The sequence below is a fragment of the Actinophytocola sp. genome, assembly GCF_050699935.1.
Lineage (GTDB): Bacteria > Actinomycetota > Actinomycetes > Mycobacteriales > Pseudonocardiaceae > Actinophytocola.
This window is the reverse complement of the sequence record NZ_JBOHGB010000014.1, coordinates 54333-80180: the sequence shown is the minus strand read 5'-3', so window position 1 is coordinate 80180 and position 25848 is coordinate 54333. Positions and strand designations below refer to the sequence as shown.

Here is a 25848-nt window from a genome sequence, read left to right as displayed (position 1 = left end):
TCGATCTACGCCGTCCATAGGAGAAACCCACCGCGCCCGATCGGTTGTCCCCAGCCCGGGTCCGTCGCGGGTTTCGGCACATCCGCGCACAGGCAGGCTGTCCGGCCGGTGCACCGAAACCCTCCCGGCCCGGCCCAGGACGACCATCCGGAAGCCGCAACCACCAACCCGCCCAACGCCACGACGTGCACATCGTCAGGACCAGCACACCAACCAAGACGAAGTCAACCAGGCCACGACCACGCCGAACAGGTTAAAACTCAAGCTTAGAGGTCGCGCAATTAGGTGATCTTTATGGGCGGCGTGCTGGTCGGGTGTCCCAGCGGTAGAGGGTCCAGGCTTTGCGGATCAGGCTAGGGATGGTGATGATCGCGTCGGCGAGGTCGAAGTAGGCGTCGATGACGATCTCGTGGCGTTCGTAGCAGCGTTGGAGGCGGTTGAACGCGGTGTGCCAGGAGTTCGTGCGCTCTATGTGCCAGCGGCTGCTGGCCTGGATGGGCGCCTTCTCACCCTTGTGCGTGATCTGTCCGTGCAGGCCGCGGCCAGCGAGTTCGTCGCGGGTCTTGCCCGAGTCGTAGCCGGAGTCCTGGTGCACGGTCATGTCTTCCGGCAGCGGCCCGATGTCGCCGAGCTTGTCCAAGGTGGGCGCCAGCAGTGGCGAGTCGTGACGGTTCGCCCCCGTGAGGATTCGGCCCAGCGGGATGCCCTCACCTTCGACCATCAGTGAGCGTTTCATGCCTTGCTTGCGGCGGTCGACCGGAGACGGGCCAGCCACCTCCCCGCCACCGGGAGCCTTGGTGATACACCCATCCACCGCGATGTTCTCCAGCAACAGGCCCACGATGCGGTCGTAGGCCGCCAGCGTGATCGTCTTCAACCTGGCGAACACCCCGAGTGTGATCCACTCGTCACGGCGGTTGCGGATCGTGGACGCCGAGCAGAAGGCGTCCGCGATGCCCTCGTAGGAGCAGCCGAACCGCAGCACCTGCACCAGCTTGTCGAACACGACCCGATCCGGGATCCGACGACGGTGACACCCCAGTGGATGAGACGGATCGAACACAGGTCGGGCGGGCAACAACGCGGCGAATTGGTCCCACAACGGGTTGATAAGCCATGATGGCAGGGCAGGCACGGGTACTCCAGGTGATCACGAAGCGTCAGCAACTTCATGATCACCGAACCCGTGCCTGCTCATCACTCCAGGCCAACCAATCTGCGCGGCCTCTTATACCGGCAGCTCGATCGAGTCCGGCGATGAAGGTGTGGTCGGCCGGGGCAACCGGGTCAACGGGCTGATCACTCCGTTGCGCCCGATGAACCTCGAAGGCGCCAACGGCAAGAACCCGGTGTATCACGTCGGCAAGCTCTACAACGTGGCTGCCCGACGCATCGCGCAACGGCTGCATGAGCGGTTCGGCGGTTATGCCGAGGTGCACCTGGTGAGCGCCACCGGCCAGCTGCTGGCCCGGCCGTGGCAGACCGTGGTCCGCCTATCCCGGCCGGATGTGGATCACGACGAGGTCCGGGCCATCACGCGCGATGTGCTGACCCGGTTCCCCGAGCTGACCCGGGAGATCATGTCCGGTGAGCTGCTGCTCGCGTGAGGACTTCGGCTTCCACGATCTCCGCGATGTGCGGCCACGGTGGTCCGGTCATGCCGACCTCGGCCCAGTAGGAGCGCTGTGCCCGGACCAGCCGACCCACGCCACTGGCCGCCAATGCGGTCGGGATATGCCGCGTCACGCGGCGTAGGGCGCCACCAGGCCGTGGCCACTCGGTCGGACTCCGGCCATGATCAGCAGCGTTGCCGTTCGGACCGCGTCCAGCACGTCGACATCGACGTGTTCGGCGTCGATGCCGAACGTCGTCTCGGCCCAGGACACGGGTGAGAGCAGCCAGCGCAGCCGCTCGAGTCCGGAGCCGAGGTCGGTGGCCATGTAGCGCGGGTCGGTGGTGTGCCAGAGCAGGACGGCGTCGGCGAAACCGACGCCGTTGCAGCTCATGTGCAGCGTGACGCCGCTGACCGTCTCGCGCTGCCACACGGTCGGGTTCCCGGCGATGCGCAGCCGCCCGGCGTGGATCCCGACGGCGGACAGCGCGTCGAGCTGCGACCCATGCGGAGGTGCTGGCCCGGTTCGGCCACGCTCTGTCCGATCCGACCCGCGGCCGGATCCTGCTCGCGTTGCGCGACGGTCCGGCGTACCCGGCCGACCTGGCCGACACCTTTGGAGTGTCGCGCACCAACCTGTCCAATCACCTGGCCTGCCTGCGCGGCTGCGGACTGGTCGTGGCCGTGCCCGAGGGCCGTCGGACCCGCTACGAACTGGCCGAACCCAAGCTGGTCCACGCCCTGGACGACCTGCTCGGTGTGGTGCTCACCGTTGACCCGCAAGCCTGCCCAACGGCCGAGACCGAGGAGTGCTGCTGATGGCCACCACCCCCATCCAGATCACCACCTCGCCGGCGCGACGGTCGGTGCCGGCCCGGCGGGTGCGCTGGCTGGTCGCCGCGACCATCACCTACAACATCATCGAAGCCATCGTGGCGATCACCGCCGGCACCATCGCCTCCTCCACCGCGCTGATCGGGTTCGGGCTCGACTCGGTCATCGAGGTGTCGTCGGCCGCCGCGGTGGCCTGGCAGTTCTCCGCCCGCGACCACACCACCCGCGAGGCACGCGAGAAGACCACCCTGCGGTTCATCGCCGGATCGTTCTTCCTCCTGGCCGTCTACATCACCGTCGAATCGATCCGCACCCTGCTCGGCGCCGCCGAGGCCGACCACTCCCCGGTCGGACTGGTGTTGGCCGCGGTCAGCCTGGCGGTCATGCCCGCGCTGTCCTATGCACAGCGGCGCGCCGGACGCGAACTCGGGTCCGCGTCCGCGGTGGCCGATTCCAAGCAGACCCTGCTGTGCACCTACCTGTCCGCCGTGCTGCTGGTCGGTGTCGGACTCACCAGCCTGTTCGGCTGGTCTTGGGCAGACCCGATCGCCGCGCTGGTGATCGCCGCGATCGCGGTCAGGGAAGGCCGCGACGCCTGGCGCGGCGACGCCTGCTGCACCGTCCCTCACCTCACGCCCGACGAGCACCATGACCAGGACGGGTGCGGGTGTGGACCCGACTGCGACTGCCGCCAGGCACCAGCCAGCGAGGACGACCACCCGCACACCCAGCGAGGCGGGTCGTGATGGCCTGGGTGGCGTTCGCGCTCTACCTCCTCGGGATCGCGACCGCCGGCGGGCTACGCACCTGGCTGCGCCGCCGCACCGATCTTCGCCACCACCCACCCGACCCATCGCGCCGTTCGATCACCCGGTCATCGCAGTCCCCGCGCTGGTGGTGGCCCTGGCCGGGTACGTCGGCGTCCTGGCCGCCCAACGGGCCATGGGCGCCTCCTGGCGCGTCGCATCGACCCCGACGAACGCACTGATCTGGTCACCCGCGGCATCGCGGTGCGCCATGCGGGATCAGTGACCGCGGGCGCGGCGAGCACGGCATGGCGGAAGTTTCGACGGGGTCGCCGAGTCGGTGCGGTCGCCGCTGGCGAGCAGGAAGCCCGGGAACCGGTAGCCAAACCGGTGCAGGGCACCGGTGCCGCTGTGCAGCTGGCCCTCGCGTAACTGGAACCCGAAGGCGTTGGCGACGCGATTCACGACGTCCCACACCAGGTTCACCGCCAGCGCTTCCTGCACCGTGTGGTCCGGCACGTCAGCGACCACACTCGCATCGACGACGTCTGGTGCCGTGCTCACCTCGGCGAGGAACTCGCGGACCGCGCGCAGTTCCGGGCGCGGCGAGTCCGGGTCGGCCGGGGTCGATCTCGCCGTGGCCGGAGATGCGGGTCATCTCGGTGTGCGAGTCCATGCGGAAGGGACACTGGAACAGCGGTGCGGTGCACATCGCGAGGTACTCCCGTCGCCCGCGGTCCAGTACGACTCGCCGCGCATCACGGGCACCGTGATCGCCAGCAATGGGCGGGCGAGGAAACCGGGCCGGTACAACAGGGTCCGCACGATGTCCGGTGCGTCCCGTGTGGCGGTATGGAGGAACAACCGCGCTCGCGGCACGGTGCCCGGTGTCGAGAATGGACAGTCTCATATTGGCTTCCCTCAGGGTATGAAGGTGTCGGTGCACCGGAGGACGAACAGACCACCTGGATCTCGACACCCGGCCAGGTGGTTTGTCAGTCCCGGGCCGTGGCGGCGATGACGCCGTGGACGGCCTGGGCGATGCGGCCGCCGGATCCATGCAGTACTCGCCGAAGATCACCAGCAGCGGCACGCCAAGGGACCTCAGCCGGTCCGGAAGAGCCTTCTCGTCCAGGTACTCGCGGGACGCCCGGCCGGCTGCGGTGAAGGAGTGGTAGGTCATGCCGCGCACGTCATCCACGAACTGTTGGGGAATGTCGAAATCGTCGCGGCCGAATGCAGACGCCATGCCTTCACGGATCTGCTCGTCGGTCAGCTGCGACCATTGCGAGGATCCGACGGCGAACGGTTTCGCGATAGCGGCGTCCAGGCTCGGGCCGGTGTTGATCAATGCGAGTGCGGTGATCAGGTCCGGGCGTTGCGCGGCCAGCGCGGTGGCGACGACGCCACCGGTGGAATGACCGACCACCGTGCAGTGCTCGACCCCGACCCGATCCAGCGCCGCGGCCACCAGATGTCCCTGTCCGGGAATCTGGTAGTCACCATCGTCGGGCTTGGCCGATCGGCCGTATCCGAGCAGGTCGATCCGGATGACGTGATGGACGCTGGTCAGCAGCGGAACCAGCGGGTCCCACGAGCGGCTCGAGGTGGCGTAGCCGCGGATGAGGGAGAACGGCCGCGCCATCGCGCCGGCCCTCTGTTCCGTGTGGTCAAGGCAAGCTGTGTTGCGTGGTGACGCAGACTGCTGGCACCTCAGCGCACGCTGAACTTGTCCAATCCGACGAGCTTGTGGAACAGCAAGGTGACGACTGCTGCGGCACCGACGACGAGCAGGCCGAACGCTGCCATGGTGTTCGGCGCATAGCCGCTGGCCAGCTGGGAGTACATGAAGACCGGTAGCGGGTTGGCCTGCGGGGTGGAGATGAACAGCGAGATCGCCACGTTGATGAACGACATGATTGCCGCGTAGAGGCCGGCGACCATCAGCGTGGGCCGCAGCATCGGTAGCACGACACGCCTCAGCGTCCGCAGTGGGCGGGCGCCGAGCGAGCTGGAGGCTTCGATCAGCGACCAGTCCAATGCGTACAGGCCCGACACGATCGTCCTCGTGCAGTACGGCACGGTGATGAGCATGTGGCTGGCGATCAGGAGCGTGGTGCCCGTCGGCAGGTCCAGCTCTCGCGTGTAGCGCAGGAGGGCGAGGCTGACGACGATCTGCGGCACCAGCAGCGGAGCCATCAAGAACGCTGTCGCGGTTTCCCGCCCTCGGCCCTTTCTCCGGAACAACGCCAGTGCCGCGATGAGCCCGAGGATGACCGACAGGATCGTGGCGAACACCGCCACGACAACGCTGGTCGTGAAGGCGCTCCAGTACTGATCGAATTCGAACGCGTCGGCGAACTGCGTCGTGGTCAGCGACGACGGTGGGAAGCCAACGTCTTGGTTCGGCGTGAACGCCGCGAGGACGACGACCGCGATGGGCGCCAGGATGAACACGAACACGAGCACCACGACGACGGTGCCAACGAACCGCGGCATTCGCAGGTCGGGAATGGAGAACATCAGCCGACGGGTCGCTCTGGTCAACGGGTTGGGTCCACGTCGACGGGAGGGCGTGACCGCGGCCCCCTTCATCGATCTCGCCGCCTGCGCGTTGCCGGCGCGGCCGAACAACAACGTCAGCACCATGACTATCACCAGCAGCGTGACACCTGCGGCGGCGGCGAAGGACCAGTCCAGCGTTACGTTCACCTTTTGATAGATGAGCGTGCTGATGACCACGACCCGCGGCGAGCCGATGATGCTGGGCGTCACGAACGAGGTGATCGACAGCAGGAAGACGAAGGTGCAGCCGGCCACCAAGCCGGGGACGGAGGCCGGCAGGATCACCGTCAGGAACGACTTCGCGCGGTTCGCGCCGAGCGAGTGCGCGGCCTCCACGAGTCGACCGTCCAGGGTTTGCAGCACGGCGTAGATCGACAGGACCATGAACGGGAGGTACTCGGTGCTCATGGCGATCACGACACCGGTGCGCGTCCCAAGGAAGGTGATCGGATCATCGGTCAGTCCGATCGACGTCAGGATGTAGTTGACCAACCCGTGGTTCGCCAGCAGTTTCTGCGCCCCGAGGGTTCGCAGGTTCACGTCCGTGAACAGGGGAGCGACCAGCACGACGAGCATGAGGCCCTGAACCCACGGGCGAACCTGGGTCAGCCGTAGCGCCACGGGGAACGCGAGCACCGCGCATACGGCACAGACCATCAGGGCCAACAGGAACGTCTGGGTGACGATCTTCAGGTAGAAGGGGTCGGAGAAGATGGCCACGTACTGGCGCAGCGAACCGTCGACGATGAGATCCGCGCCCTCGGTCCGGCCGAAGCTCACCGCGATGAGCCCGGCCAGCGGCACGAGGAACATGATCAAGTAGAACGCCGCATGCGGTGTCAGCGGAGCGATCAGGCCGAGAATTCGCCTGCCGCCGCGGCGATCCACCTTTTGTCGTCCCTGCGCGGAAGTGCCGTCCGGAGGGCTCTCGATGCTCGTGCTCGTGGAAGTCATGCGTCAACACCCAGTCAGCGGTTTCCTATGGCATTCCTGGATCAACCGCTCATCTCGCGAGTCCAGCGGTCCACCCACTGAGCGCGAGTCTTGCCGATCTCGCCCCACGGCAGCGACTGCACCTCGTCCACCTTCGGCATCTTGGCCTGGGTGTCCGGTGACAGCGTGATGTCCTTGCGCGTGGGGAGGAAGAACTGGTCCTCGGCGAACTCTTTCTGGAAGGGCTCGTCGAGCATGTGCCCAATCGCGTCTCGAGCGAGATCGGCATTCGGCGCGCCGACCGGGATTGTCGCGACGTTTCCCATGAGGGCGGCGCCCTCCTTCGGCGTGATGAAATCAACTTTGACGTTCGGGGCCGCCTTCTGGAACTGCCACGTGAACGCCGACGACCGCACGGCGAGCCAGATGTCCTGCTGCTCCCACAACTCGTTCACGTCGTTTTCGGAGGAGTACTGCAGCACGACATTCGGACGCAGTTCCTTCAGCTTGTCCCACACCTTGTCATTGCTCGCGTAGTTCCCATCGGCGTACATCTTGGTGAGCATCGCGATGAACGTGGTGCCGTTGGCGTTCTTCCCCGGATCGGGCACCGCGATGTGCCCCTTATAGTCTGGATTCCACAGGTCCTCGAACGAGGTCGGCTTGTCGATCTTGTCTGGGTTGTACCCCAGTCCCAGGGTGAAGCCCGAGACCATGTACCCGCCTTCTTTGGCGAAGTCCTCGATCTCGTCCGCATGAGGGACCTTCGGGTCGAGCTTCTCGACGACGCCGTCGGCCACCGCGGTCAACGCGTCCGGCACGGCGAGCATCGCGACATCCATGCTGGGCTGGCCCTTTTCGGCGTATATGGTGTTGATTCGCGCACCGCCCGTCGCGAGCACGAGGGTGACCTCGGCACCGGACTCGCGCATCGCCTTCGCGACGTAGTTCTCGTACACCGGTTGCTGCGGTCCACCATAGACACCCAGCACCACTTTGCCCGGCTCGGCGCTGGCCGACCCCCCGCTCGACGAACCGTCGCCGCATGCAGCGAGCGCTCCACCGAAAAGAAGTCCGCCGCTGGCGAGCCCAGCGGCTCTGAGGACCTCTCGGCGCGACAAGCGCCGTTGCTTGCTGAACCCGTTCATTCGTCGACTCCTTTGAGGTGGCTTTTTCGAACGGCTCACGAGATGAATTGTTTGTAGCACGCGCAGGCAGATGGCGCCTGGCGGCCTTGGTAGCAAGGTCGTTACAAGTTATGATTGAGACCGATACATTTGCGTCCAAGGCCGGTAGCGTTTAGGACGAGTATCTCATTGATGGACAAGTAGGTTCAGCAATCGTACGCTTAAAAATGGTCGTCCGCCAGTTCTAGTTGTGGGATATATTCTGCGCAATTCGGTTATTTCTCCTCGCATTCTCGAGGTCCCGAGGGATCAGCCTCCGTGACCGTTCTCCAATGACGCCGCCTTCGGCTTTACGGGCGACCGCGACGGCAGGGCCACCGTTGCCAGGCCCGGCATGGTCGTGGCGCCGAGCTGGTTCTCCCCCCACACTTCGCAGTCGACGAGGTGCTGGTCGTTCTCCACGCGGGTCCCGACGACCCGGCCCTTGAGCCAGGTGGTGTCGCCGATGACGTTGAAGCCCCGCAGCTCCGCGCGAAGGCGAACGAGCCGGCCAAGGTCGCCGATCCAGTTCGTGAGCAGGCTTGCGAGCCAGGAGATGCGTTGCGGCCCATAGTCATAGCTGCCAGGCGCGCCGACCTGTTTTGCCACTGACGCCTGAACGTGTCCTGCCCCGGTGTACTCGAGCCCGCCGCCCGCGGCCCGGTTCCGGAAGAAGTGTGCCGGATGCTTGTCCGACTCCCGGAGCATCACCCCGTGGGCTCCGCGTGATCGGCCTACGCCAATCAGATACGCGGTGATGTCCATGGCGGTCAACGGTCCGCGTACGATCGCGGGGATCTCGGTGCCCGGGGTGAGGTCTTCGTAGTAGAGCGTTCGCCCGGCGGTGAGGTCCTGCCATTCCTTCCGTGCGGTGGCCTCGATGAGGTCAAGGTCCTCCGTGGTGTAGTCGTGCCGGCCCCGGCCGGAGTCGTCACCCTTGGGCTTCCTGGCGCCTTCGCGGGATGCCCGGCGTTCGTGCCGGGTGCTCCAGCCCTCGGCCTCCGCCACGAGCTCGTCGCGCTGGTTGTAGTAGCAGGTGACCGTCCGCGTCAGCACGAGGCGGCCGGACAGGCGGCTCTCCTTTTCCTCGACACTCGTCACTTGCTCGGTACAGGACAGCGTGTCGCCCGGTTTGACCGTGCGGTGAAAGGTCCAGTCGTTGCCCCCGAAGAAGCCGTGCACCCCGGGCAGGCCGAAGCGTGTCCGGCCTGGATAGTGCCGTGCATACGGCAGGCACGGATGGCCGATGATTCCGCCCCACCGGGTCCACTTGGCGTACTCCTCGTCGCAGAACAACGGGTTGAGGTCACCGATGCCCTTGGCGAACAGACCCATCGACTCGGTGGTGACCGCTCGCAGGAAGCGTTCCGTTCGCAAGTGGACCCCGACCAGCGCGCGAAGCTTGTCCATGGCTTCCTCGGTGATGCGGCCCTCAGGGAGTTCCTGCTTCTCGGGCGGGCTTTGGGTCATCGATGGTTCCTCCGGTGGTCCTCTCAAGGAAACGAGACAGGACGTCAGGTCAATGAAACAGCTGGTCTTCCTCGAGCTTGCGGCGCTCGTCGGGCGCCATGCCCAACAGATCGCCGTACACGTAGTCGTTGTCCTGACCGACCGACGGCGACCAGCGACGGTTGCCGACCGGCGAGCCACTGAACTGCCACGGCGCGTTCAGCGCGATCCTGTCGTCCTGTCCAGGCCGCGTCATGGTGAGCACCATTCCCCGGGCCCGCAGGTGCGTGTCCTCGACGAGATCGCGGCCCGACATCACGGGAAACGCGGCCACACCACGAGCCTGGCAGCGAAGGGTCACCTCGTAGGCGTCGAGCTGCCCGGTCCACTCCGCGATGCGATCGTCCAGTTCGTCCTCGTGTGTCTTCCTCCCGTGCACATCGCTGAACCGCTCGTCGGCACACCATGCCGGTTGGTCCATCGCCGCACACAGCGCGCGCCATTGCGCGTCCGTGGCCGCCACGATGCTCACCCATCGGTCCCGGCCACGACACCGGTAAACGTTGTGGGGAGCCGAGTACGGTGACCGGTTGCCGTACCGCTGGGGCTCGGCGCCGGTCATCCCGTACTCGGTGAACACGTGTCCCATGAGGACCGCCGCGACCTCGCGGTTCGCCAGGTCGATGTAGCCGCCCTGCCCGCTGCGGCCGCGCTTGCGCAGCGCGGACAGCACGGCCAGAGCACCAGCCAGCCCGCACGCGTGATCCATGGAGTTGCGCAGCTCGAGGGGCGGTCCGTCCGGATAGCCGATCGCGCCGCCCAGACCCGCCAGTGCGGCGAACGCGGGTGCGTAGCCCGCCATGCGTGAGTCCGGGCCCGTCTGGCCGGCGGTGGACAGCGACAACATGACGAGGTCGTCCCGCACCTTGCGCAAGTCCTCATAGGACAGCCCAAGCCGCGACATGACGCCGGGACGGTAGTTCTCCACCACGACGTCGCTCTTGGCGACGAGCCGGCCGACCACGTCCTTGGCCTGTGGATGCTTGAGGTTGAGCGACGCCGAGAGCCGGCTGGACAGGAGCTGGTCGTAGGGCGCCACATAGTCGCGCCCGTACATCGGGTGCGTCTTGCGGTGGGAGTCCGGCTTGTTCCTGCTCTCGATCCGGATTACCTCGGCACCCAGCATCCCGAGCATGAGCGTGCAGTACGGGCCGGACGCGTACCAGGAGAAGTCGGCCACCCGGACCCCTGCGAGAGGCAGCTTGCCGTTGAAGTCCATTGCCCGCACCTCCACCGTCAGATGATCGCGTTCGCGCGAAGAAGCGAGAGATCGTTGTCGCTCAGTCCGAGCTGCTCGCCGAGCACCTGCTCGGTGTGCTCTCCCAGCAGCGGAGCCGGCCGGCGCGGCACCGGGTCGGCACCCGTCTGGAAAGGCAGCCGTGGCTGGGGGAGCGGCCCCTTGCCGGGGTAGTCCACGTCGACGAAGAAGTCACGCCAGCGAGAACGTGCCTCGGTCAGCACCTCCCCGGTCCCGAGGTACGCGGCCACCGGAAGCCCGAGTTCCTGGCCACGCTCACAGATCTCGGCACGGGTCTTGTCCGCCGCCCACTCGGCGATCCGGCTGTTGATCTCCGGTCCGTTGACCGAACGGTCGGCCCCGGTGGCGAACCGGTCCTCGGCCGCCCAGGCGGGTGAGTCCATCAGCCGAACGAGCAACTCCCACTGGTGCTGCTCGAGCGGCAGCACCTCGACGTGACCGTCCTGGCACGCCACCACGCCGCCGAAGGTGAACCGCCGGTTGTCGCGCGTCTCGAGCACGCCGTCGACGTAGCGCATCGCGGTCAGGTGGTTGAGCGACACCTGTGCTTCCTGTGCGGAGGCGTCGACGTGCTGCCCTTCGGCGCCATCGCCCAGTGCGACGAGCGCTGCCACGGCGCCCGTGGCGGCGGTCAGGCCGGTCTGGTAGCCCGCGAGGAACGTGCCGGCGGTGACGGGTGGGCGGTCGGGGAGGAGGTCGTGGTTGAGGCCGGCGCCCAGGACGTAACCCTCGCCCCCGCCGTGAAACACCGTGAGGTCGTACGCGGCGAAGTCCCGGTACGGTCCGGAGAACCCGAACGGCGTGACGGTGACCACGACCAGCCGCTCGTTCGTCTCGTGCAGCGTGTCGAAGTCGAGACCCCACTCCACCGCCGTGGCCGGCGGCAGGTCCATGCAGACCACGTCGGCCGTCGACAGCAGCCCGGCGAGCAGGTCGCGTCCCTTCGGCACCGTGAGGTCGACGGTGACGCTGGACTTCGACGCGTTGAGGTAGGCGAACATCGGCGACATCTCCGCGCGCGGCGAGGTCGGTCCCCACCGGCGGGTGACGTCACCCCCTTGCGGCGGCTCCACCTTCACCACGTCAGCGCCCAGGTCGGCCAGCAGCCGACCGCAGAACGGCACGGCCACCCCGTGGCCGACCTCGACGACTCGCGCGCCTTCCATGCCCCACATCAGTTCGTCCTGACATCTGAAGGCCTGAGTACCAGGCGGCCGAAGTTCGTACGGTTCTCGATCGACTCGTGCAGGAGCCTCGCGCCGTCGAGCTCCTCGACGCGGCCGACGACGGGGCGCAGCGACCCGTCCGAGATCAGCCCGAGGACCTGCTCCAGCTCGGCGCTGGTAACCCGGCGCGAGCCCACGACCGAGATCTGCGACCGGAAGAGGTCGACCAGGTCGAGCTCGACCTTCTCGCCGGCGTGCCCGCCGACGACGATCAGCCGGCCGTTGACCCCCAGCGCCGACATGGCCGCCGCGAAGTAGGGGCCACCCGCCGTGTCGACGACGAGGTCGACGCCCTTCCCGTCCGTCCAGTCGCGCGCACGGTCCGCCAGGTTCTCCGTGGTGTAGTCGACCCGTTCGACATGGCAGAGCTCGGCGAGCCGGTCTAGCCGGCCGGAACTTCCCGCCGCCGCCATCACCCGCGCACCGCAGAGGTTGGCGAGCTGCACGACCGCGACGCCGACGCCGCCCGTCGCACCGGTCACGAGCACCCGATCGCCGGGACACACCCGGGTCATGCCCACGAGCACGTGCCACGCCGTGCCGAACGCGACCTGAGCCGCCGCGGCGTCCTCCCAGGAAAGGCCCGCCGGAATGGGGGTCAGGCACCGCCCTGGAGCGACGAGGTACTCGCTGTATCCGCCGGGTACGTGCACGCCCGGCAGGCGGCCGTTGAGGCAGTGGTTGTCCTCGCCCGCCATGCACGGGCCACAGGTGCCGCAGGAGTAGTGCGCACGCACCATCACCCGGTCGCCCTCGCGCCAGCGTCGGCATTCCGGCCCGACCTCGGCGACCACCCCGACGGACTCACGCCCGAGGACATGCGGGAACGCGATCGGGTAACGCGACCGTCCGGCTCTGATGTCGAGGTCGAGGTGGTTGACCGCACACGCCGCCACCTGGACCAGCACCTCGTCCGCCTTCGGCCGCGGCGTGGCCTGGTCGGCGAGCCGGAGCACCTCCGGCCCGCCGAACGAGTCGAACTGGACGACTTTCATGGTGTGCCGACCGCCGGCTGGGCAGCGTCGACGTCGTCGGCGCGGTCCGCACGAAGCAGAGCGGTGGCCTCGACATCGACGACGTACGTTTCGGGGTCGAGCGCGACCCCGTACACCTCCCGGGCCTCGTCCACACCGACATAACCGCGTCGCACGTCCGTGACGACGTCGTCGACGTCCCGGTGGAACGGATGCCCGTAACCGCCCCCGCCAGGCGTGCGGTAGGTCAGCTCGTCACCGGGCGCCAGCACGCTCTCGTTGCCGAGCCGGTCGTGCGTCGACGCGACGCCGTTGACCATGACGGTCCCCAGCCCGCCGTCATGCCCGCCGAACAAGCCCTGCGCGGGTTTGCGCAGCCGCCCGGGGAACACCGAGATGACGACGTCCTTCTGCGGATGCAGGTCGCCTTCAGCCCGTGCCCGGATGGTCAGTCGTTCGCCGAGTCCGCCACGGGTCTTGCCGGCGCCACCGGAGTTCGGCCGGTACTCCCTGCACTCGACGAGGAGCGGTGTCTCGGTCTCGATCACCTCGGCCGGGATGTCGCGCACGTTCGGCGGGAAGGTGACGGTGGAGATGCCGTCCTTGTCCGGCCGGGCACCCAGCCCGCCCATGGCGTGCGCGTTGAGCAGGAAGGGGCTCATGTCCCGGCGGTATCCCGCCATCGTGAACAGCCACACCGGACACGCCCCGGAGCCGGCGAGGACGGCCTCCGGGATGGCGTCGCCCAGCGTGCGGAAGAGCAGGTCCGGCAGGCGAAGCCCGACGAAGTGCCGCCAGTGGCAGGCCGCGGGAAACTCCGCGTTGAGAAGGGATCCCTTCGGCGCCACGATCTCAATAGGACGGTACGACCCGTCGTTGTTCGGCAGGAACGGGGCGAGGGCCAGCTTGAACCCGAGCACCGTGTACGCCCGGGTGTAGTTGAGCACGCAGTTGATCGGCTTCTCGACCTGTGGCGACGTGCCGGTGAAGTCGACGAGCACCCGGTCCGACTTGACCTCGACGGCGACCTTCGCGACGAGGGGGCTTCCGTCGTCCCCCTTCTCCTCCAACTCGGCCGATCCGTGATAGATACCGGGACGAAGCTGGCCGATGGCCGCTCGCATCTGCCGCTCGGTCCGCTCGACGATGGCGTTCGCCAGCGGCACGAACGAGTCCATGCCGTACTCGCCCATCACGCGGACCAACCGCGCACACCCCACGGCGGTCGCGGCGACCTGTGCCCGGATGTCGCCGAGCACCTTGTCCGAGAACCGGACGTTGAGCCGCATGATGTCGATGACGTCGTCGTTGGGCACACCGGCGCGGTACAGCTTGACCGGCGGCAGCAGGATCCCTTCCTCGTACACCTGCCGGCTGTGCGGCGAGGCCAGCCTGCCGCCGATGTCCATCTGGTGCGCCGAGGTGATCACGAGCCCGACGAGTTGGTCGCCCCGGAAGGCGGGGGCGCCGATGTACATGTCGTTGTTGTGCCCGCAGCCGATCCACGGGTCGTTCGTCACGAAGACGTCGCCCGGCTTCATCGACTTGGTGACGGGGTGCGCGAGCAGCTCCCGCGCGAGGTAGGGCATCGCGCCGATGTGCCCGGTCGCCGACTGCGAGGACTGCGCCATCATCGTGCCCGTGTGGTCGAAGACGCCACAGGAGTAGTCGTGGTTCTCCCGCAGTACGGTCGAGAAACCGGTCCGCGCGATGCTGGTGCCGACCTCGTCCGCGATGGAGATCATGCGCGACCACAGCACTTCGAGCAGAATCGGATCGAACTCGGCGTCGTTCACGGCAGCACTTCCTTCAACGTGATCAGCAGGTGACCGGGCTGCGTGACCTCCAGCTCCGCGTACGGACCTATCAACGTGGTGCACTCGTTCTCTTCGACGATCGCCGGCCCGGCGACCCGGGCTCCGGCCGGCAGGGCGTAGCGGTCGTACACGTCGAACTCCGCCCACTCGCGCGTGACGGGGTCCATGGCGCGCCGGGTGCCCTTGCGCGCCGAGGCGGCGTCGCCCGCCTGGGGTGGGCGCGGCATCGTGGCCGCCAGCTCGGTGGTCACGGCCCGACCGAGCAGCCGCAACCGCAGCAGACCGCGTGGGACGTCGTCGTAGGCATGTCCGTACTGCGCGGCGTAGGCCTCCAGGAAGCGCTTGCTGAGCTCGTCCGGATCGAAGACCGGCGCGCTGCCGATCGGGATGGTGATGCTCGCGTCCTGACCGGCGTAGCACACGTCCGCGGCGTACTCGAACTGAAATTCCGCGGTCGCTTCCGCCTGTACCAGAACGGCGGTCGCCTCCGCGGTCATCTCCTCGAACCGCGCCACGACGTCGTTGGGGCTCAACTGGTCCAGGTCACCCCGCACCGACTGCACGAGCGAGTACGACACCGGCGCGATGAGGAAGCCGAGGGCCGACGCCAGTCCCGCGGCGTTCGGCACGATGACGCGGGGAACACCCAGCTTCCGTGCGACACCGTAGGCATGCACCGGGCCGGCGCCACCGAACGCCACCATCGTGAGCTTCGAGGCATCCATGCCCCGCTCGGCGAGATAGCCCTGCGCGGCGGCCATCATGTTCTCGTTGACGACGTCATGGATCCCGAAGGCCGCCCGCTCCACGTCCAGCCCGAGCGGTTCGCCGACGTGTTGCCCGATCGCGGTCTCGGCGGCCGCCTTGTCCAGCCGCATCTCGCCGCCGAGGAAGTACCCGGGATCGATGTATCCCAGCGCGACGTCGGCGTCGGTGACCGTGGGGCGTTCGCCCCCACGCGCATAGCACGCCGGCCCGGGGTCGGCGCCCGCGCTGGCCGGGCCGACACCGATCAGGCCACGGTCGTTGATCGCGGCGATGCTGCCACCGCCGGCACCGACCTCGATCAGGTCCACGGTGGGCACGGCGACCGGAAGCCCGCTGCCCTCGCGGAAGCGCAGTGCCCGGTCGACCTCGTACTCGGCCGTGATCGGCAGCTCGCCATCAATGACGACGCAGGCCTTGGCCGTGGTGCCGCCCATGTCGAAGGCGAGTACGTCGGTGATGCCGATCTCGCGGGCGATGTGGCTGGCGCCCAGGACACCCGCGACCGGCCCGGACTCCATGATCCGCACGGGGAACGCCGCTGCCGCCGACTTCGCGATCAGACCACCGCTGGAGTGGGTGAGCAGCAGCGCACCCGTGCAACCCGTCTCGATCAGCCGGTCCTCGAGCTCGTCGAGGTAGGCGGCGATGAGCGGACGCGTGTAGGCGTTGATCACCGTCGTGCTGGTCCGCTCGAACTCCTTGATCTCCGGATGTACCTCGCTGGAGATCGACACCAGGACGTCCGGCAGCTCCTGCTTGAGGATGTCGTAGATCTGGCGCTCGTGGGCCGGGTACGCGTAGGCGTGCAGCAGCACGACCGCCACGCTCCGCACGCCGAGATCGCGCAGCCGCTGCGCGATCTGCCGGACTTCGGCCGGGTCGACCGGGACGAGCGACTCGCCGTCCTTGGACATCCGCTCCCGGATCTCGAGCCGCAGGTCGCGGGGCACCAGCGGCGGCGTGTGACTGCCGACGATGTCATAGACGTCGTCGCGCATGTGCCGGCGCATCTCCAGCACGTCGCGAAAGCCGCGGGTGGTGACGAGTGCCGTCGTCGGCCCGCTCCGCTCGATCACCGCGTTGATCGCGAGAGTGGTGCCGTGGATGACGTGCCGTACCGCGGCCAGCGTGCCCGGTTGTCGTGCCTCCAGGTCCCCGAGGCCGGACAACACGGCGTTCGCCGGGTTGTCCGGGGTGGTGAGACGCTTGTGCGCCACCGCTTTGCCGGTGTCTGGGTCGAACAGAATGAAGTCGGTGAACGTTCCACCGACGTCGCAACCCAAACGCAGGTTCGCCACTGATGACACTACGCGCCTCCAGACACTTTGATCAGTGACGAGTCATCGACAGACCAGCCCAGGCGGACGGGGTCGCCGGCCCGGAGCTCGCCGGGCACTTGGTCCGCGCTCACGCAGGCGGACACGATGTCGCCGTTTCGCAGCCTGCACTTGAAACGCAGGGTCGACCCGAGGAACGTGCTGATCTCGCAGACGGCATCGACGTAGTTGTCCGTGTCGACCCGGTCGGCCGCGAGCAGCCGCACCCGCTCTTCCTTGATGACGAGCAGCGCACGCTGTCCGCTGCTGACGCCCGAGGTGGCCGGCGCCTTCAGCCGAAGGCCGTCATCCGTGGCCAGCAGCCCGGGCGAGTCCGCGGCCAGGACCCCGGTGAACACGGACGCCCGGCCGACGAACCCCGCCACGAACGGCGTGGCCGGCTCGTTGTAGATCTCGGCCGGGCTGCCGATCTGCTCGATGACGCCGTCGTGCATGCACACCAGGCGGTCGCTCATGGACAGCGCCTCTTCCTGGTCGTGGGTAACGAAGACCGCCGTGGTCCCCGTCTCGATCTGAATGCGACGGATCTCGTCGCGCATCTCCAGACGCAGCTTGGCGTCGAGATTGCTCAACGGCTCATCCAGCAGCAGCAGGCGCGGGCTGATCGCCAGTGCGCGGGCCAGTGCCACCCGCTGCTGCTGGCCACCACTGAGCTGCGCGGGAAAGCGATCGCCCATGTCCTCGAGGTGTACGAGCTCCAGGCATTCGCGGACCCGGTCCTGAATGACCGCCGACGGCTTGCGCCGGGCTCGCAGCCCGTATGCGATGTTGTCGCGGACGGTCATGTTGGGGAAGAGCGCGTAGCTCTGAAACACGACGCCGACATCGCGCCGGTGCGCCGGATGGCCCGTGATGTCGGCCGTGCCCAAGCGGATCTGACCCGAGTCGACCTGTTCCAGTCCCGCGATGAGGCGCAGCGTCGTCGTCTTGCCGCAGCCGCTCGGGCCGAGCAGGGAGACGAACTCACCCTGGGCGACGGAGAACGAGACGCCCTTGACAACGGACACTCCGTTGAACGACTTGCGCAGCTCGTGGACGGCGAGGCCCGAAGCGTTCGCCCCGCTGTCGTACTGGCCACCTGACTCTCGCGCCGCATCCGAGCGGTCGTTCCGGTTCGGGGTAGCTGTTCCCACCGTGGTTTCTCTCATGAGGCTGCCATCTCGCTCGCCCAGGCTTGACTTTTGTGGTGCCGCAGCCGCCGGGCAGGCCGAAGCCCGGCCGACGATGCCGGCGCGAACAGCAAGTGCGTCCTCGGATCTGTTCGCTTCATCGAGGAGTAGACATGCATACAAACTTGTGTGTCAAGCCTCCGCATCGTTCGACTCATCTCGATCGGATAACACCCCAAATGATCATGATCAACTTGTGAGTTGTGGAGCAAAGATGCAGGATATCTGAGGTGAGTCACGTTTGCTGGCCCGGCGACTGGGCGCCTTGACACGCTCATCGCATGATGTTCATATTGTACACAACATCGATCCCAAGCCCCGCTGATTGGCGGTCTGGTACTGCGGTGATCCGAAGGGACTCAGATGGTCGTACCGAACGAACCCCTGCTGACGGCGGCGACGACGGCGCTGCTGCTCATCGACTTCCAGGAGGATGTGGTCGGCACCTGTGCCGGCGACCTGCATCCCTGGGCGGTTCCCGCCGTCGAGCGTGCCGCGGAGGCGGCCGACTGGGCCAGGAGCAGCGGCATACCGGTCATCTGGGTCCGTGTTGAGCGCCGTCCCGACTACTCGGACGTGTTCGCCCACCAGACCGACACCGTGCTGGCGGGGAAGGGGCCCCAGGGCAAGCGTCTGGTCGCCGGCAGCCCAGGTGCCCGGCTCGTGCCGTCGCTCGTCGTCCAGCCAGAGGACCGAGTCATCGTCAAGCCGCGGGTCAACGCCTTCTACGGTACCTCGCTGGAAGTGGTCCTGAGACGACTGGGGACGGACACGGTCCTACTCGGCGGGGTCTACACGAACATGGGCGTCGAGTCGACCGCGCGGTGTGCCTATGACCGAGACCTGAACGTCGTCGTCATCAGCGACTGCTGCGCGGCCTACAGCCCCGACGTACACGACCACGCGATCACCAAGACCTTCCCGCGTATCGGGCGAGTCCGGACCCTCGATGCCGTCAAGTCGTTGCTGACCGAGGTGGCCAGATGATCCTCGAGGAGCTCGCGCGGTTCGGTGTCCGGCCTGCTGGCGCACTTCCGGACGCGGTCGTCACCGCGGCGGTAGAGTCCTTTGTGGACACTGTGGGTGTCGTCGTGCAGGGCTCGGCGACACCGGTGGGGCAGATCGCCCTTCGCTATGCACTCGACACCGGTCCCGGCGAGAGCCTGCTGGCCGCCGGGGGAGTGAGGTCGCCGGCGATCGCCAGCCTTGCCAACGCGACCGCGGCTCATGCCCAGGACTTCGACGACGCGACGACGCAGGTGCTGAGCGGTCACGTCAGCGCGGTCCTGGTGCCGGTGGCGTTCGCCGCGGGCCAGGCCACCGGTGCCAGCGGGGCGGAGATGATCGAGGCGTACGTCCACGGTTACGAGGTCGTGATCGCACTCGCTCGCGGCGTCAACCCGTACCACTACGAGGTCGGTTTTCACCCGACCGGCACGTTGGGCACCTTCGGTGCGGCGGTGACGGCGGCCCGGCTGTTCGGCCTGACCGAGCGGCAGACCGCACACGCCCTCGGCATCGCGGCGTCCTTCGCGTCGGGAATCAAGGCGAACTTCGGGACCATGACCAAGCCGCTGCACTGCGGGTGGTCCGCGCACGGTGGCGTCGTGGCCGCCTTGCTCGCCCGGCACGGTCATGAGGCGAATCCCGGCGCCTACGAGGCCGACCAGGGCTTCGGGCCGCTCTACGGTGGCCCGAACTGGCGGACGGATGAGGTCCTGGCCGGGCTCGGCACCGACTGGGCTCTCGTCAATCCCGGCGTGACGCTCCGCAAGCTGTGGCCGTGCTGCGGCTCGTTGTTGACCACCATCGAGGCGACCCAGAACCTCGTGGACGGACGACCCGTCGATCCTGACGACATCCTGGAACTGCACTGCGGTGTCCACGAGCGTCGCCTTCCCCATACGAACCGTCCTGGCGCCAAGGCCGGACACGAGGGACGCTTCTCGCTTCAGTACGTCACCGCTGCGAGCGCCCTCGGCCGCCGGATGACGGAGGACGACTTCACCGATCAGGCGGTCTCCGATCCCGTTGTACAGGCGCTCATGGCTCGGACCACCGTCGTCGGTGACCCTCGGCAAACCGGCCGAACCACCTTGATGGACGGTAAGGACTTCGGCGCGGTTGTCCGAATGCGACTCAAGGACGGGAGCACCAGGGAGTCCGTCGTGGATTTCCCCCGGGGCAGTAGCGCGCGGCCGCTGACGATGGCCGAGATCGCGACCAAGTTCGACCAGTGCGTCGCGCCCCGGCTGGGGCAGTCCCGTTCCGACGAGATTCTGCGTCAGCTGCAGGCGCTGCCCGACTTACCCGACTCCCGATCGATCCGCTTCGACGCAGAAGGGGCAACCGATGCCCGAGACATCATCAGCTGACAACGCGGGTGGCCGACCGGTACGCCTCGCACTCGTGCAGAACGCCGGCACTGGAGACGATCCCGCCAAGACACTCGCGGACCTCGTCGCCACCGCGGACAAGACCCTGACCGAGGAGCCGGCCGACTTTCTCGCGTTCTCGGAAATGGCGGCGACCGCGTACTTCTGCGGGACGAACGACCGCCGGTACTTCGACTGGGCCGACACCGTGCCCGGCCGGGCCACGGAAGAGTTCGGCAAGCTCGCACGCAAACACTCCACCCATATCTGGATCCCGCTGTTCGAACGAGGGCCGCGCAGTGGCGTCTACTACAACAGCGCCGTGCTGATCGGGCCGGACGGCGAGATCATTCCGGGCACACTGCCCGACGGCACGCAGGTGAGCGCCTACCGCAAGAACCATCTGTCCGACAACTACAACGCCGACCCGGGGACGAACGAGAAGTTCTTCTTCCGCCCTGGCCCGGGGTTCCCGGTGTTCGACACCGAGTTCGGCCGAGTCGGCGCACTGATCTGCTATGACCGTTCCTTCCCGGAGAGTTGGCGGATGCTCGCCCTGCACGGCGTGGAGCTCGTCTTCGTCTTCGTCGCGATCTTCCTCCGGCACCGGGCCAAGACGTGGGACTTCGAGCTTCGGTCGGCGGCCGTGCAGAACGGGTTTCACGTCGCCGCCATCAACAAGGGCGGGCTCGAGGTGGTCGAGGCAGAGCGACTCTTCTCCGGTCGCAGCCTGGTCATCGAACCGTTCGGTTCGGTCGTCGCCGAGGCGCCGGCGGACACCGGCGACGTCGTTCTCCGGCACACGATCGATCTGAGCGAGGGCGACCGGCACGGACATCGCTATCACTACCTCCGCGATCGCCGGCCGGAGATCTACCGGACCCTCACCACAGTCACGCACGTCTGACAGCCTCAGGAGCCAGCCATGACGTTCGACACGGTTGTCCGCGACTGCCGCATGGTCATCCCGTTCGTGGGTGTCGTCGACGGCAACATCGGCATCACGAACGGCACCATCGCCGCCATCACCCAGCCCGCCGAGAGCATCACGGGTCACCGGGTGATCGACGCCGATGGCCGCTATGTCCTACCCGGGGCCATCGACCCGCACGTGCACCTCGGGTATCTCGACCCCGACGGCGTCGGCTCGGAGTTCCGCAGCGAGAGCGGGCACGGCGCACTCGGCGGTGTCACCTCGTTCATCAAGATGGAGCGGACGTTCGAGCCCTACGGCGGACTGCTCGACCAGACGATCGACCTCGGCGAACGCAACTCCGTGCTCGACTTCGGATTCCACGTGACGCTGATGACCGATCAGCATCTCGCCGAGTTCGACAAGATCGCGCAAGCCTACGGCGTCACAAGTTTCAAGTTCTTCATGGGGATACGCGATCCGGAGCCCGGGTCGATCGCGAAGCAGGGCGTCGACGACGGCTTCCTGTGGGCCGGTTTCAACAAGGTGGCGACCCTCAAGGGCGGGGTTGCCCTGGTGCACGCGGAGAACCAGCAGATAATCTGGCGGCTTCGCAAAGAATGGCAGTCGGCGAATCGCGGCAACGATCGGCTCTCGTCATGGACACGGACATCACCACCGGTCGCCGAGGCCGAGAACATCCTTCGTGCCGGTTTTCTCGGGCATAACGCAGGCTGCCCCGTATATGTGGTGCACCTGAGCTCGAAGATGGGGTTGGACGTGGTGCACTCCCTGCGCGAGCACGGTTATCGCATCGACGCCGAGACGTGCCCCCAGTACCTCACTCATCACGAAGAATCGCCAGAGGGTTTTCTCGTCAAGGTGAATCCTCCGGTACGGTCTCCTGAGGACAATGAGGCGTTGTGGGCGGGCCTGGAGTCGGGCTCACTGCGCCACATGGGCAGCGACCACGGCGCCAAGACCCTGCACAACAAGCATCTCGACGGCACGATCTGGGAGGCGGCAGCGGGCTTCCCCGGCATGATGCACATTCTGCCGGTCCTGCTCTCCGAGGGCGTCAACCGAGGGCGGCTGGGTCTGCAGCGGGTGGCCGAACTGACGGCCGGCCAGCCGGCCCGCACCTTCGGCCTGCGCCAGAAGGGCACCATCCGAGTCGGCGGCGACGCCGACCTGGTCCTCGTCGACCTTGACGAGGAACGGACGGTCAGCCACAGCTGGCATCATTCCGGCGCGCCGTACAGCATCTACGAAGGTCACATGCTGAAGGGCTGGCCGGTGATGACCATGGTGCGCGGCACCGTCGTGGCGGAGGGCGACACCGTGGTTGGTGAGCCCGGCCATGGCCGGTACATCCGCCGCGACGTGAGTTGACCCGGGGCGTTCTCGTGAGCGAGCTGGCGAGCGAACCAATGTCACAGGGCGACCGCGAGCGGCGCCAGCCAGCCTGTGAGGGGGCGTCGTGAGCGGTCACATCGAGTTCGGTATCCGGCTACCACCGTGTTCGCCGATGCCGGCCGGCGTTGTGCAGGCGGTGGAGCTCGAGCGTCTCGGGTTCGACGCGATCTGGGTGCCGGACTCGCAGCTGCTGTGGCGCGACACCTGGGTCTCGGCCGCGGCCATCGCCGCGGCCACCAACTCCGTCCGCATCGGCACCGCGGTCACCAACCCGGTCACCCGGACCGCCGAGGTGACCGCCAGCGCGGCGGTCTCGCTCGACGAGCTGTCGGAACGGCGTTTCCGGCTGGGGATCGGCACCGGGGACAGCGCCACACGCGTCACGGGTGGTTCGGGGGCTCGGCTCCGCGAACTGCGGTCGGCGGTCGAGCTCATCGGCCGGCTGACCGCGGGGGAGTGGGTCTCGGCACCCGCACAGCGCGTCCGGCTCAAGGCGGCCGAGCACCGAACCACCCGGGTGCCGCTGTACCTCGGGGCCGCCGGCCCCCGGATGCTCCAGCTGGCCGCCGAGCTCGCCGACGGGGTCATCCTGCTGACCGGAAACACTCCCGCCAGCCTGGACTACGCCTTCGACAACATGGCGATCGGCGCGGAACGGGCCGGACGAGAGGTGGCGGACCTTCATGTGGTGCTGGCGATCCGGTGTCGCGTGGCCGCCGACCGGGCCGAGTCGGAGCGGCTGGCCCGCCCGTTCGCCGCGAAGTACGCGATCCGTTCGCCTGAGACACTCCGTGCCGCGGGCATCGTGCCCGTCGCCGCGGGCCGCGCGGACACGTACCCGGACCTCGCCCACGCCGAGGACTGGGAGCAGGCCATCGAGCTGACGTCGTGGATTCCGGATGACGTGCTGCGCGCGTTCTGCGACCGCCACATGGTCATCGGCACCGCGGACGAGGTGTCGGCTCGCCTCGGCGAGTTCATCCGGCGTGGCATCACGTCGTTCATGTTCATCGACTACGCCTCGTACGATCCGCCCATGGCGCTTGCCCGCGAGCTCGCGGCGTCCGTGCTGCCGCGGTGGCGATGAGAGGCTGGTCGAGATCATGCTCAAGCGGCCTCTGTGCGGCGCTGGTGCCGCGCCACAAAAGGTTCGGCACGCACCAGCCTTCCGTGGCACGGCACTATTCGGACTCGTAGACCAGCGCGTTCCGCGCGGCAAGCACGTGCATGCGCATCGTCATCGACGCGTACTCCTCGTCACGCGTCTCGAAGGCCCGGATGAGCTCCCGGTGGTGCGCGAAGCTTCTCGCCATCTGCTGATGGCTGTGCCGGGCATAGGTGCGGTACTCGACGGGCACGCCCAGTATCTGGTTCATCAGGCTGACCAGCCGCGCGTTGTCCGATGCCTGCACGATCATCCGGTGAAACGCCGCGTTGAGCGACGCGACGCGGTCCACGTCCGGGGTGGGTCCCTCGCCCGCCCGTTCCATCTCGTCGGCAATGTCCGTCAGCTTCCGGACATGCTCGGGCGACAGCCGCCGAGCCGCCAGACGTGCAGCGTAGCCCTCGACCAGCGAGCGCAGGTTGAGGACCTCGTCGACGTCCTGTTCGGACCACATCGCCACCTGCGCCCCCCTGTTCGGGGCGAACACGATGAGCCCATCCGACTGGAGCAGCCGGAGCGCCTCTCGGATCGGACTGCGGCTAACGCCCAACGCCGATGCGAGCTTCTCTTCCCGAAGCCGCTCTCCGGGGGGATACCTGCCGGACAGTATCCCGTCGCGAATCTCTACGTAGACCTGCTGGGCCGCGGTTGCCAACTGACATCCCATCTCTTTGCGGATCCGGGAACGCGCGGATGTTCCGCTCACGAACCAAGAATACCTGGCTCCATCATAAGCGATGGAAGCCCGTTCGGAACAGCGCGCGGAAACATTATCCGACAATTTTCGGAGCAACTATGTCGAAAGTGCTAGCCGGTCGGCGAATCATCGAACTCGGCTCGATGATCGCCGCCCCCTTCGCCACTCATATCTTGGCGCAGCTCGGCGCCGAGGTTATCAAGATTGAGCCGCCAACCGGTGACAGTACCCGCAAGCTTGTTCGTGGCGGGCCGAGCGGCACATTCATCGCCTACAACTATGGTAAGAAGAGCCTCTGCGTCGATCTGGCTACGCCGGAGGGCGCCATGGTCTTCCGCCAGTTGGCGCTCACCGCTGACGCCGTCATCCACAACCTCTCTCCGTCGGCCGCCCGGAAGCTGGGTGTGACCGGCGCCGCCCTCCAGAAGCTGAACCCCGACCTGATTGTGTGTCATATCAGTGGCTACGCCGACGGGCCACAGGCCGACGACCTCGCGTCGAACCCCGTCGCGGAGGCCGCCACCGGCGCGATGTACGACCACCGGGTCAACGGGCGTCCCAGCCGGCTGGGACCCTCGTATCACGACCAGTTCGCCGGTTGCTACGCGGTGATACGGGTGTTGTCCACCTGGCTGCAGGCCGAGCCGTCGGCGCGGGATCGGGACATCCGTGTCGGCTTGTACGAAACGGGTCTGCACCTCGCCGGGCGAGACCTGGCCGGTGTGCAGCTCAAGACCCAGTTGCTCGGCCGTCCCGAGACGCAGGGCGGCGGGGAGTTCGCCATGCCCGGTTACGGCGCGTATGAGACACGTGACGAACGATGGGTCTATCTACTGAACCTCACGGATGCGCATTGGCGGAGGCTCGCGACCGCGCTGGACATGCCCGAGCGGAATGACGAGAATCTGGCGACACTACGCGGCCGGAGAAAGAGTCGCGAGCAAGTCGAGGCGGCGGTCCGGAAGTCCGTCGGCGCGCTCACTTTCGATGAGGTATCCGAGCGGCTTTCCGGTCAGGGTTTGGGATACACGGAGGTTCTTCCGCTGCATCGGGTTCTCGACGCAGCACAAGCCAATCAGCCGGGCAAGATCCGCGATGTAGCCTGGCGTGGGATGCACTTCGAAATCCCGCGGTTCCCGGGTGCGCTGGACGCGCCTGACAATGCCATGCCGCCAGAACTGGGGGAGGATTCGGCCGATATTCTGGATCAACTCGGAATCGGACCGGAGGCCGCTCAGGCCGCTTTCCAGAGTGGTGCTGTGCGCCCGGTGGACAGCGACGCGTTCCCCTATGCCCCGGTGTCCGACCGCGGTTCGAAGAAGGGACCCGCGTCCGCGTCGAGCACGCCCAGTTCCTGATGTTCGTGGC

23 protein-coding genes are annotated in these 25848 nt (G+C 67.3%); 9 read left to right on the top strand and 14 right to left on the bottom strand.

The genetic code is table 11. The annotated features are described in order from the left end of the window. Positions 1-292: 292 nt before the first annotated feature. Positions 293-1135 carry an IS5 family transposase gene (locus ACRDTB_RS08125; protein WP_431429386.1) on the bottom strand — a complete coding sequence of 281 codons (843 nt, stop codon included), beginning with the start codon at positions 1133-1135 and terminating at the stop codon, positions 293-295. Positions 1136-1190: 55 nt separating this feature from the next. On the opposite strand from ACRDTB_RS08125, the gene ACRDTB_RS08120 reads away from it, so the two are divergent. After that, on the top strand, positions 1191-1607 hold the full coding sequence (locus tag ACRDTB_RS08120; protein WP_431429388.1) for a methionine adenosyltransferase: 417 nt from the start codon (positions 1191-1193) through the stop codon (positions 1605-1607). 135 nt (positions 1608-1742) lie between these two features. On the opposite strand, the gene ACRDTB_RS08115 is transcribed toward ACRDTB_RS08120, so the two are convergent. Then, on the bottom strand, positions 1743-2045 hold the full coding sequence (locus ACRDTB_RS08115; protein ID WP_431429385.1) for a hypothetical protein: 303 nt from the start codon (positions 2043-2045) through the stop codon (positions 1743-1745). Positions 2046-2125: 80 nt separating this feature from the next. Here ACRDTB_RS08115 and ACRDTB_RS08110 point away from each other — a divergent pair, with 80 nt between their 5' ends. Both ACRDTB_RS08110 and ACRDTB_RS08105 read left to right on the top strand, forming a co-directional pair. Continuing rightward, positions 2126-2431: an ArsR/SmtB family transcription factor gene (locus tag ACRDTB_RS08110; RefSeq protein ID WP_431429384.1), complete on the top strand. Its 306-nt coding sequence runs from the start codon at positions 2126-2128 to the stop codon at positions 2429-2431. Beyond that, positions 2431-3192: a cation diffusion facilitator family transporter gene (locus ACRDTB_RS08105; protein WP_431429383.1), complete on the top strand. Its 762-nt coding sequence runs from the start codon at positions 2431-2433 to the stop codon at positions 3190-3192. The genes ACRDTB_RS08110 and ACRDTB_RS08105 overlap by 1 nt, the downstream gene beginning before the upstream one ends. Positions 3193-3471: 279 nt before the next feature. On the opposite strand, the gene ACRDTB_RS08100 is transcribed toward ACRDTB_RS08105, so the two are convergent. From ACRDTB_RS08100 to ACRDTB_RS08050, 11 genes are all read right to left on the bottom strand, one after another. Then, on the bottom strand, positions 3472-3711 hold the full coding sequence (locus tag ACRDTB_RS08100) for a hypothetical protein (protein ID WP_431429382.1): 240 nt from the start codon (positions 3709-3711) through the stop codon (positions 3472-3474). Position 3712: 1 nt separating this feature from the next. Beyond that, entirely contained in the window at positions 3713-4837 is a 1125-nt protein-coding gene (locus tag ACRDTB_RS08095) for an alpha/beta hydrolase (RefSeq protein WP_431429381.1), read from the bottom strand. 68 nt (positions 4838-4905) lie between these two features. Beyond that, complete coding sequence (locus tag ACRDTB_RS08090; RefSeq protein WP_431429380.1) at positions 4906-6711, bottom strand: ABC transporter permease subunit; 1806 nt, start codon at positions 6709-6711, stop codon at positions 4906-4908. A gap of 41 nt (positions 6712-6752) precedes the next feature. Next, positions 6753-7838 carry an extracellular solute-binding protein gene (locus ACRDTB_RS08085; protein WP_431429379.1) on the bottom strand — a complete coding sequence of 362 codons (1086 nt, stop codon included), beginning with the start codon at positions 7836-7838 and terminating at the stop codon, positions 6753-6755. 288 nt (positions 7839-8126) lie between these two features. Continuing rightward, positions 8127-9326 (bottom strand): FAS1-like dehydratase domain-containing protein, encoded by a 1200-nt coding sequence (locus ACRDTB_RS08080; RefSeq protein WP_431429378.1) that lies wholly within the window; start codon positions 9324-9326, stop codon positions 8127-8129. A 49-nt stretch (positions 9327-9375) separates the two neighbouring features. Beyond that, positions 9376-10599: a CaiB/BaiF CoA transferase family protein gene (locus ACRDTB_RS08075; RefSeq protein ID WP_431429377.1), complete on the bottom strand. Its 1224-nt coding sequence runs from the start codon at positions 10597-10599 to the stop codon at positions 9376-9378. Between the two features lie 2 nt (positions 10600-10601). Beyond that, the gene (locus tag ACRDTB_RS08070; protein WP_431429376.1) at positions 10602-11798 is read right to left on the bottom strand and encodes a CaiB/BaiF CoA transferase family protein; all 1197 of its coding nucleotides are present in this window, start codon (positions 11796-11798) and stop codon (positions 10602-10604) included. After that, the gene (locus ACRDTB_RS08065; protein WP_431429375.1) at positions 11798-12844 is read right to left on the bottom strand and encodes an alcohol dehydrogenase catalytic domain-containing protein; all 1047 of its coding nucleotides are present in this window, start codon (positions 12842-12844) and stop codon (positions 11798-11800) included. Before ACRDTB_RS08065 ends, ACRDTB_RS08070 begins: the two co-directional genes overlap by 1 nt. Continuing rightward, positions 12841-14619 carry a hydantoinase B/oxoprolinase family protein gene (locus ACRDTB_RS08060; protein ID WP_431429374.1) on the bottom strand — a complete coding sequence of 593 codons (1779 nt, stop codon included), beginning with the start codon at positions 14617-14619 and terminating at the stop codon, positions 12841-12843. Before ACRDTB_RS08060 ends, ACRDTB_RS08065 begins: the two co-directional genes overlap by 4 nt. Next, positions 14616-16706 (bottom strand): hydantoinase/oxoprolinase family protein, encoded by a 2091-nt coding sequence (locus ACRDTB_RS08055; RefSeq protein ID WP_431429373.1) that lies wholly within the window; start codon positions 16704-16706, stop codon positions 14616-14618. The genes ACRDTB_RS08060 and ACRDTB_RS08055 overlap by 4 nt, the downstream gene beginning before the upstream one ends. Positions 16707-16714: 8 nt before the next feature. After that, positions 16715-17878, bottom strand: coding sequence for an ABC transporter ATP-binding protein (locus tag ACRDTB_RS08050; RefSeq protein WP_431429372.1), 1164 nt, complete (start codon positions 17876-17878; stop codon positions 16715-16717). Between the two features lie 399 nt (positions 17879-18277). Between ACRDTB_RS08050 and ACRDTB_RS08045 the strand changes: the two genes are divergently transcribed. From ACRDTB_RS08045 to ACRDTB_RS08025, 5 genes are all read left to right on the top strand, one after another. Beyond that, positions 18278-18901 carry an isochorismatase family cysteine hydrolase gene (locus ACRDTB_RS08045; RefSeq protein ID WP_431429371.1) on the top strand — a complete coding sequence of 208 codons (624 nt, stop codon included), beginning with the start codon at positions 18278-18280 and terminating at the stop codon, positions 18899-18901. Then, positions 18898-20289, top strand: a complete 1392-nt coding sequence (locus ACRDTB_RS08040) for an MmgE/PrpD family protein (protein ID WP_431429370.1) — start codon at positions 18898-18900, stop codon at positions 20287-20289. The genes ACRDTB_RS08045 and ACRDTB_RS08040 overlap by 4 nt, the downstream gene beginning before the upstream one ends. Continuing rightward, positions 20267-21196 (top strand): carbon-nitrogen hydrolase family protein, encoded by a 930-nt coding sequence (locus ACRDTB_RS08035; protein ID WP_431429369.1) that lies wholly within the window; start codon positions 20267-20269, stop codon positions 21194-21196. The genes ACRDTB_RS08040 and ACRDTB_RS08035 overlap by 23 nt, the downstream gene beginning before the upstream one ends. 18 nt (positions 21197-21214) lie before the next feature. Then, positions 21215-22594, top strand: a complete 1380-nt coding sequence (locus ACRDTB_RS08030) for a dihydroorotase (RefSeq protein WP_431429368.1) — start codon at positions 21215-21217, stop codon at positions 22592-22594. Between the two features lie 136 nt (positions 22595-22730). After that, positions 22731-23705 (top strand): LLM class flavin-dependent oxidoreductase, encoded by a 975-nt coding sequence (locus ACRDTB_RS08025; protein WP_431429367.1) that lies wholly within the window; start codon positions 22731-22733, stop codon positions 23703-23705. Positions 23706-23799: 94 nt separating this feature from the next. Here the strand turns inward: ACRDTB_RS08025 and ACRDTB_RS08020 are convergent, their stop codons facing one another. Further along, positions 23800-24489 carry a GntR family transcriptional regulator gene (locus ACRDTB_RS08020; RefSeq protein ID WP_431429366.1) on the bottom strand — a complete coding sequence of 230 codons (690 nt, stop codon included), beginning with the start codon at positions 24487-24489 and terminating at the stop codon, positions 23800-23802. A gap of 89 nt (positions 24490-24578) precedes the next feature. Here ACRDTB_RS08020 and ACRDTB_RS08015 point away from each other — a divergent pair, with 89 nt between their 5' ends. Further along, positions 24579-25838 (top strand): CaiB/BaiF CoA transferase family protein, encoded by a 1260-nt coding sequence (locus ACRDTB_RS08015; RefSeq protein ID WP_431429365.1) that lies wholly within the window; start codon positions 24579-24581, stop codon positions 25836-25838. Positions 25839-25848: the final 10 nt, after the last annotated feature.

Excerpts from the sequence above, each read along its gene's own strand:
- ACRDTB_RS08105 (WP_431429383.1), top strand. The coding sequence starts at position 2,431 with ATGGCCACCACCCCCATCCAGATCACCACCTCGCCGGCGCGACGGTCG.
- ACRDTB_RS08095 (WP_431429381.1), bottom strand. The coding sequence starts at position 4,837 with ATGGCGCGGCCGTTCTCCCTCATCCGCGGCTACGCCACCTCGAGCCGC.
- ACRDTB_RS08090 (WP_431429380.1), bottom strand. The coding sequence starts at position 6,711 with ATGACTTCCACGAGCACGAGCATCGAGAGCCCTCCGGACGGCACTTCC.
- ACRDTB_RS08085 (WP_431429379.1), bottom strand. The coding sequence starts at position 7,838 with ATGAACGGGTTCAGCAAGCAACGGCGCTTGTCGCGCCGAGAGGTCCTC.
- ACRDTB_RS08080 (WP_431429378.1), bottom strand. The coding sequence starts at position 9,326 with ATGACCCAAAGCCCGCCCGAGAAGCAGGAACTCCCTGAGGGCCGCATC.
- ACRDTB_RS08070 (WP_431429376.1), bottom strand. The coding sequence starts at position 11,798 with ATGTGGGGCATGGAAGGCGCGCGAGTCGTCGAGGTCGGCCACGGGGTG.
- ACRDTB_RS08065 (WP_431429375.1), bottom strand. The coding sequence starts at position 12,844 with ATGAAAGTCGTCCAGTTCGACTCGTTCGGCGGGCCGGAGGTGCTCCGG.
- ACRDTB_RS08045 (WP_431429371.1), top strand. The coding sequence starts at position 18,278 with ATGGTCGTACCGAACGAACCCCTGCTGACGGCGGCGACGACGGCGCTG.
- ACRDTB_RS08040 (WP_431429370.1), top strand. The coding sequence starts at position 18,898 with ATGATCCTCGAGGAGCTCGCGCGGTTCGGTGTCCGGCCTGCTGGCGCA.
- ACRDTB_RS08035 (WP_431429369.1), top strand. The coding sequence starts at position 20,267 with ATGCCCGAGACATCATCAGCTGACAACGCGGGTGGCCGACCGGTACGC.
- ACRDTB_RS08030 (WP_431429368.1), top strand. The coding sequence starts at position 21,215 with ATGACGTTCGACACGGTTGTCCGCGACTGCCGCATGGTCATCCCGTTC.
- ACRDTB_RS08025 (WP_431429367.1), top strand. The coding sequence starts at position 22,731 with ATGCCGGCCGGCGTTGTGCAGGCGGTGGAGCTCGAGCGTCTCGGGTTC.
- ACRDTB_RS08015 (WP_431429365.1), top strand. The coding sequence starts at position 24,579 with ATGTCGAAAGTGCTAGCCGGTCGGCGAATCATCGAACTCGGCTCGATG.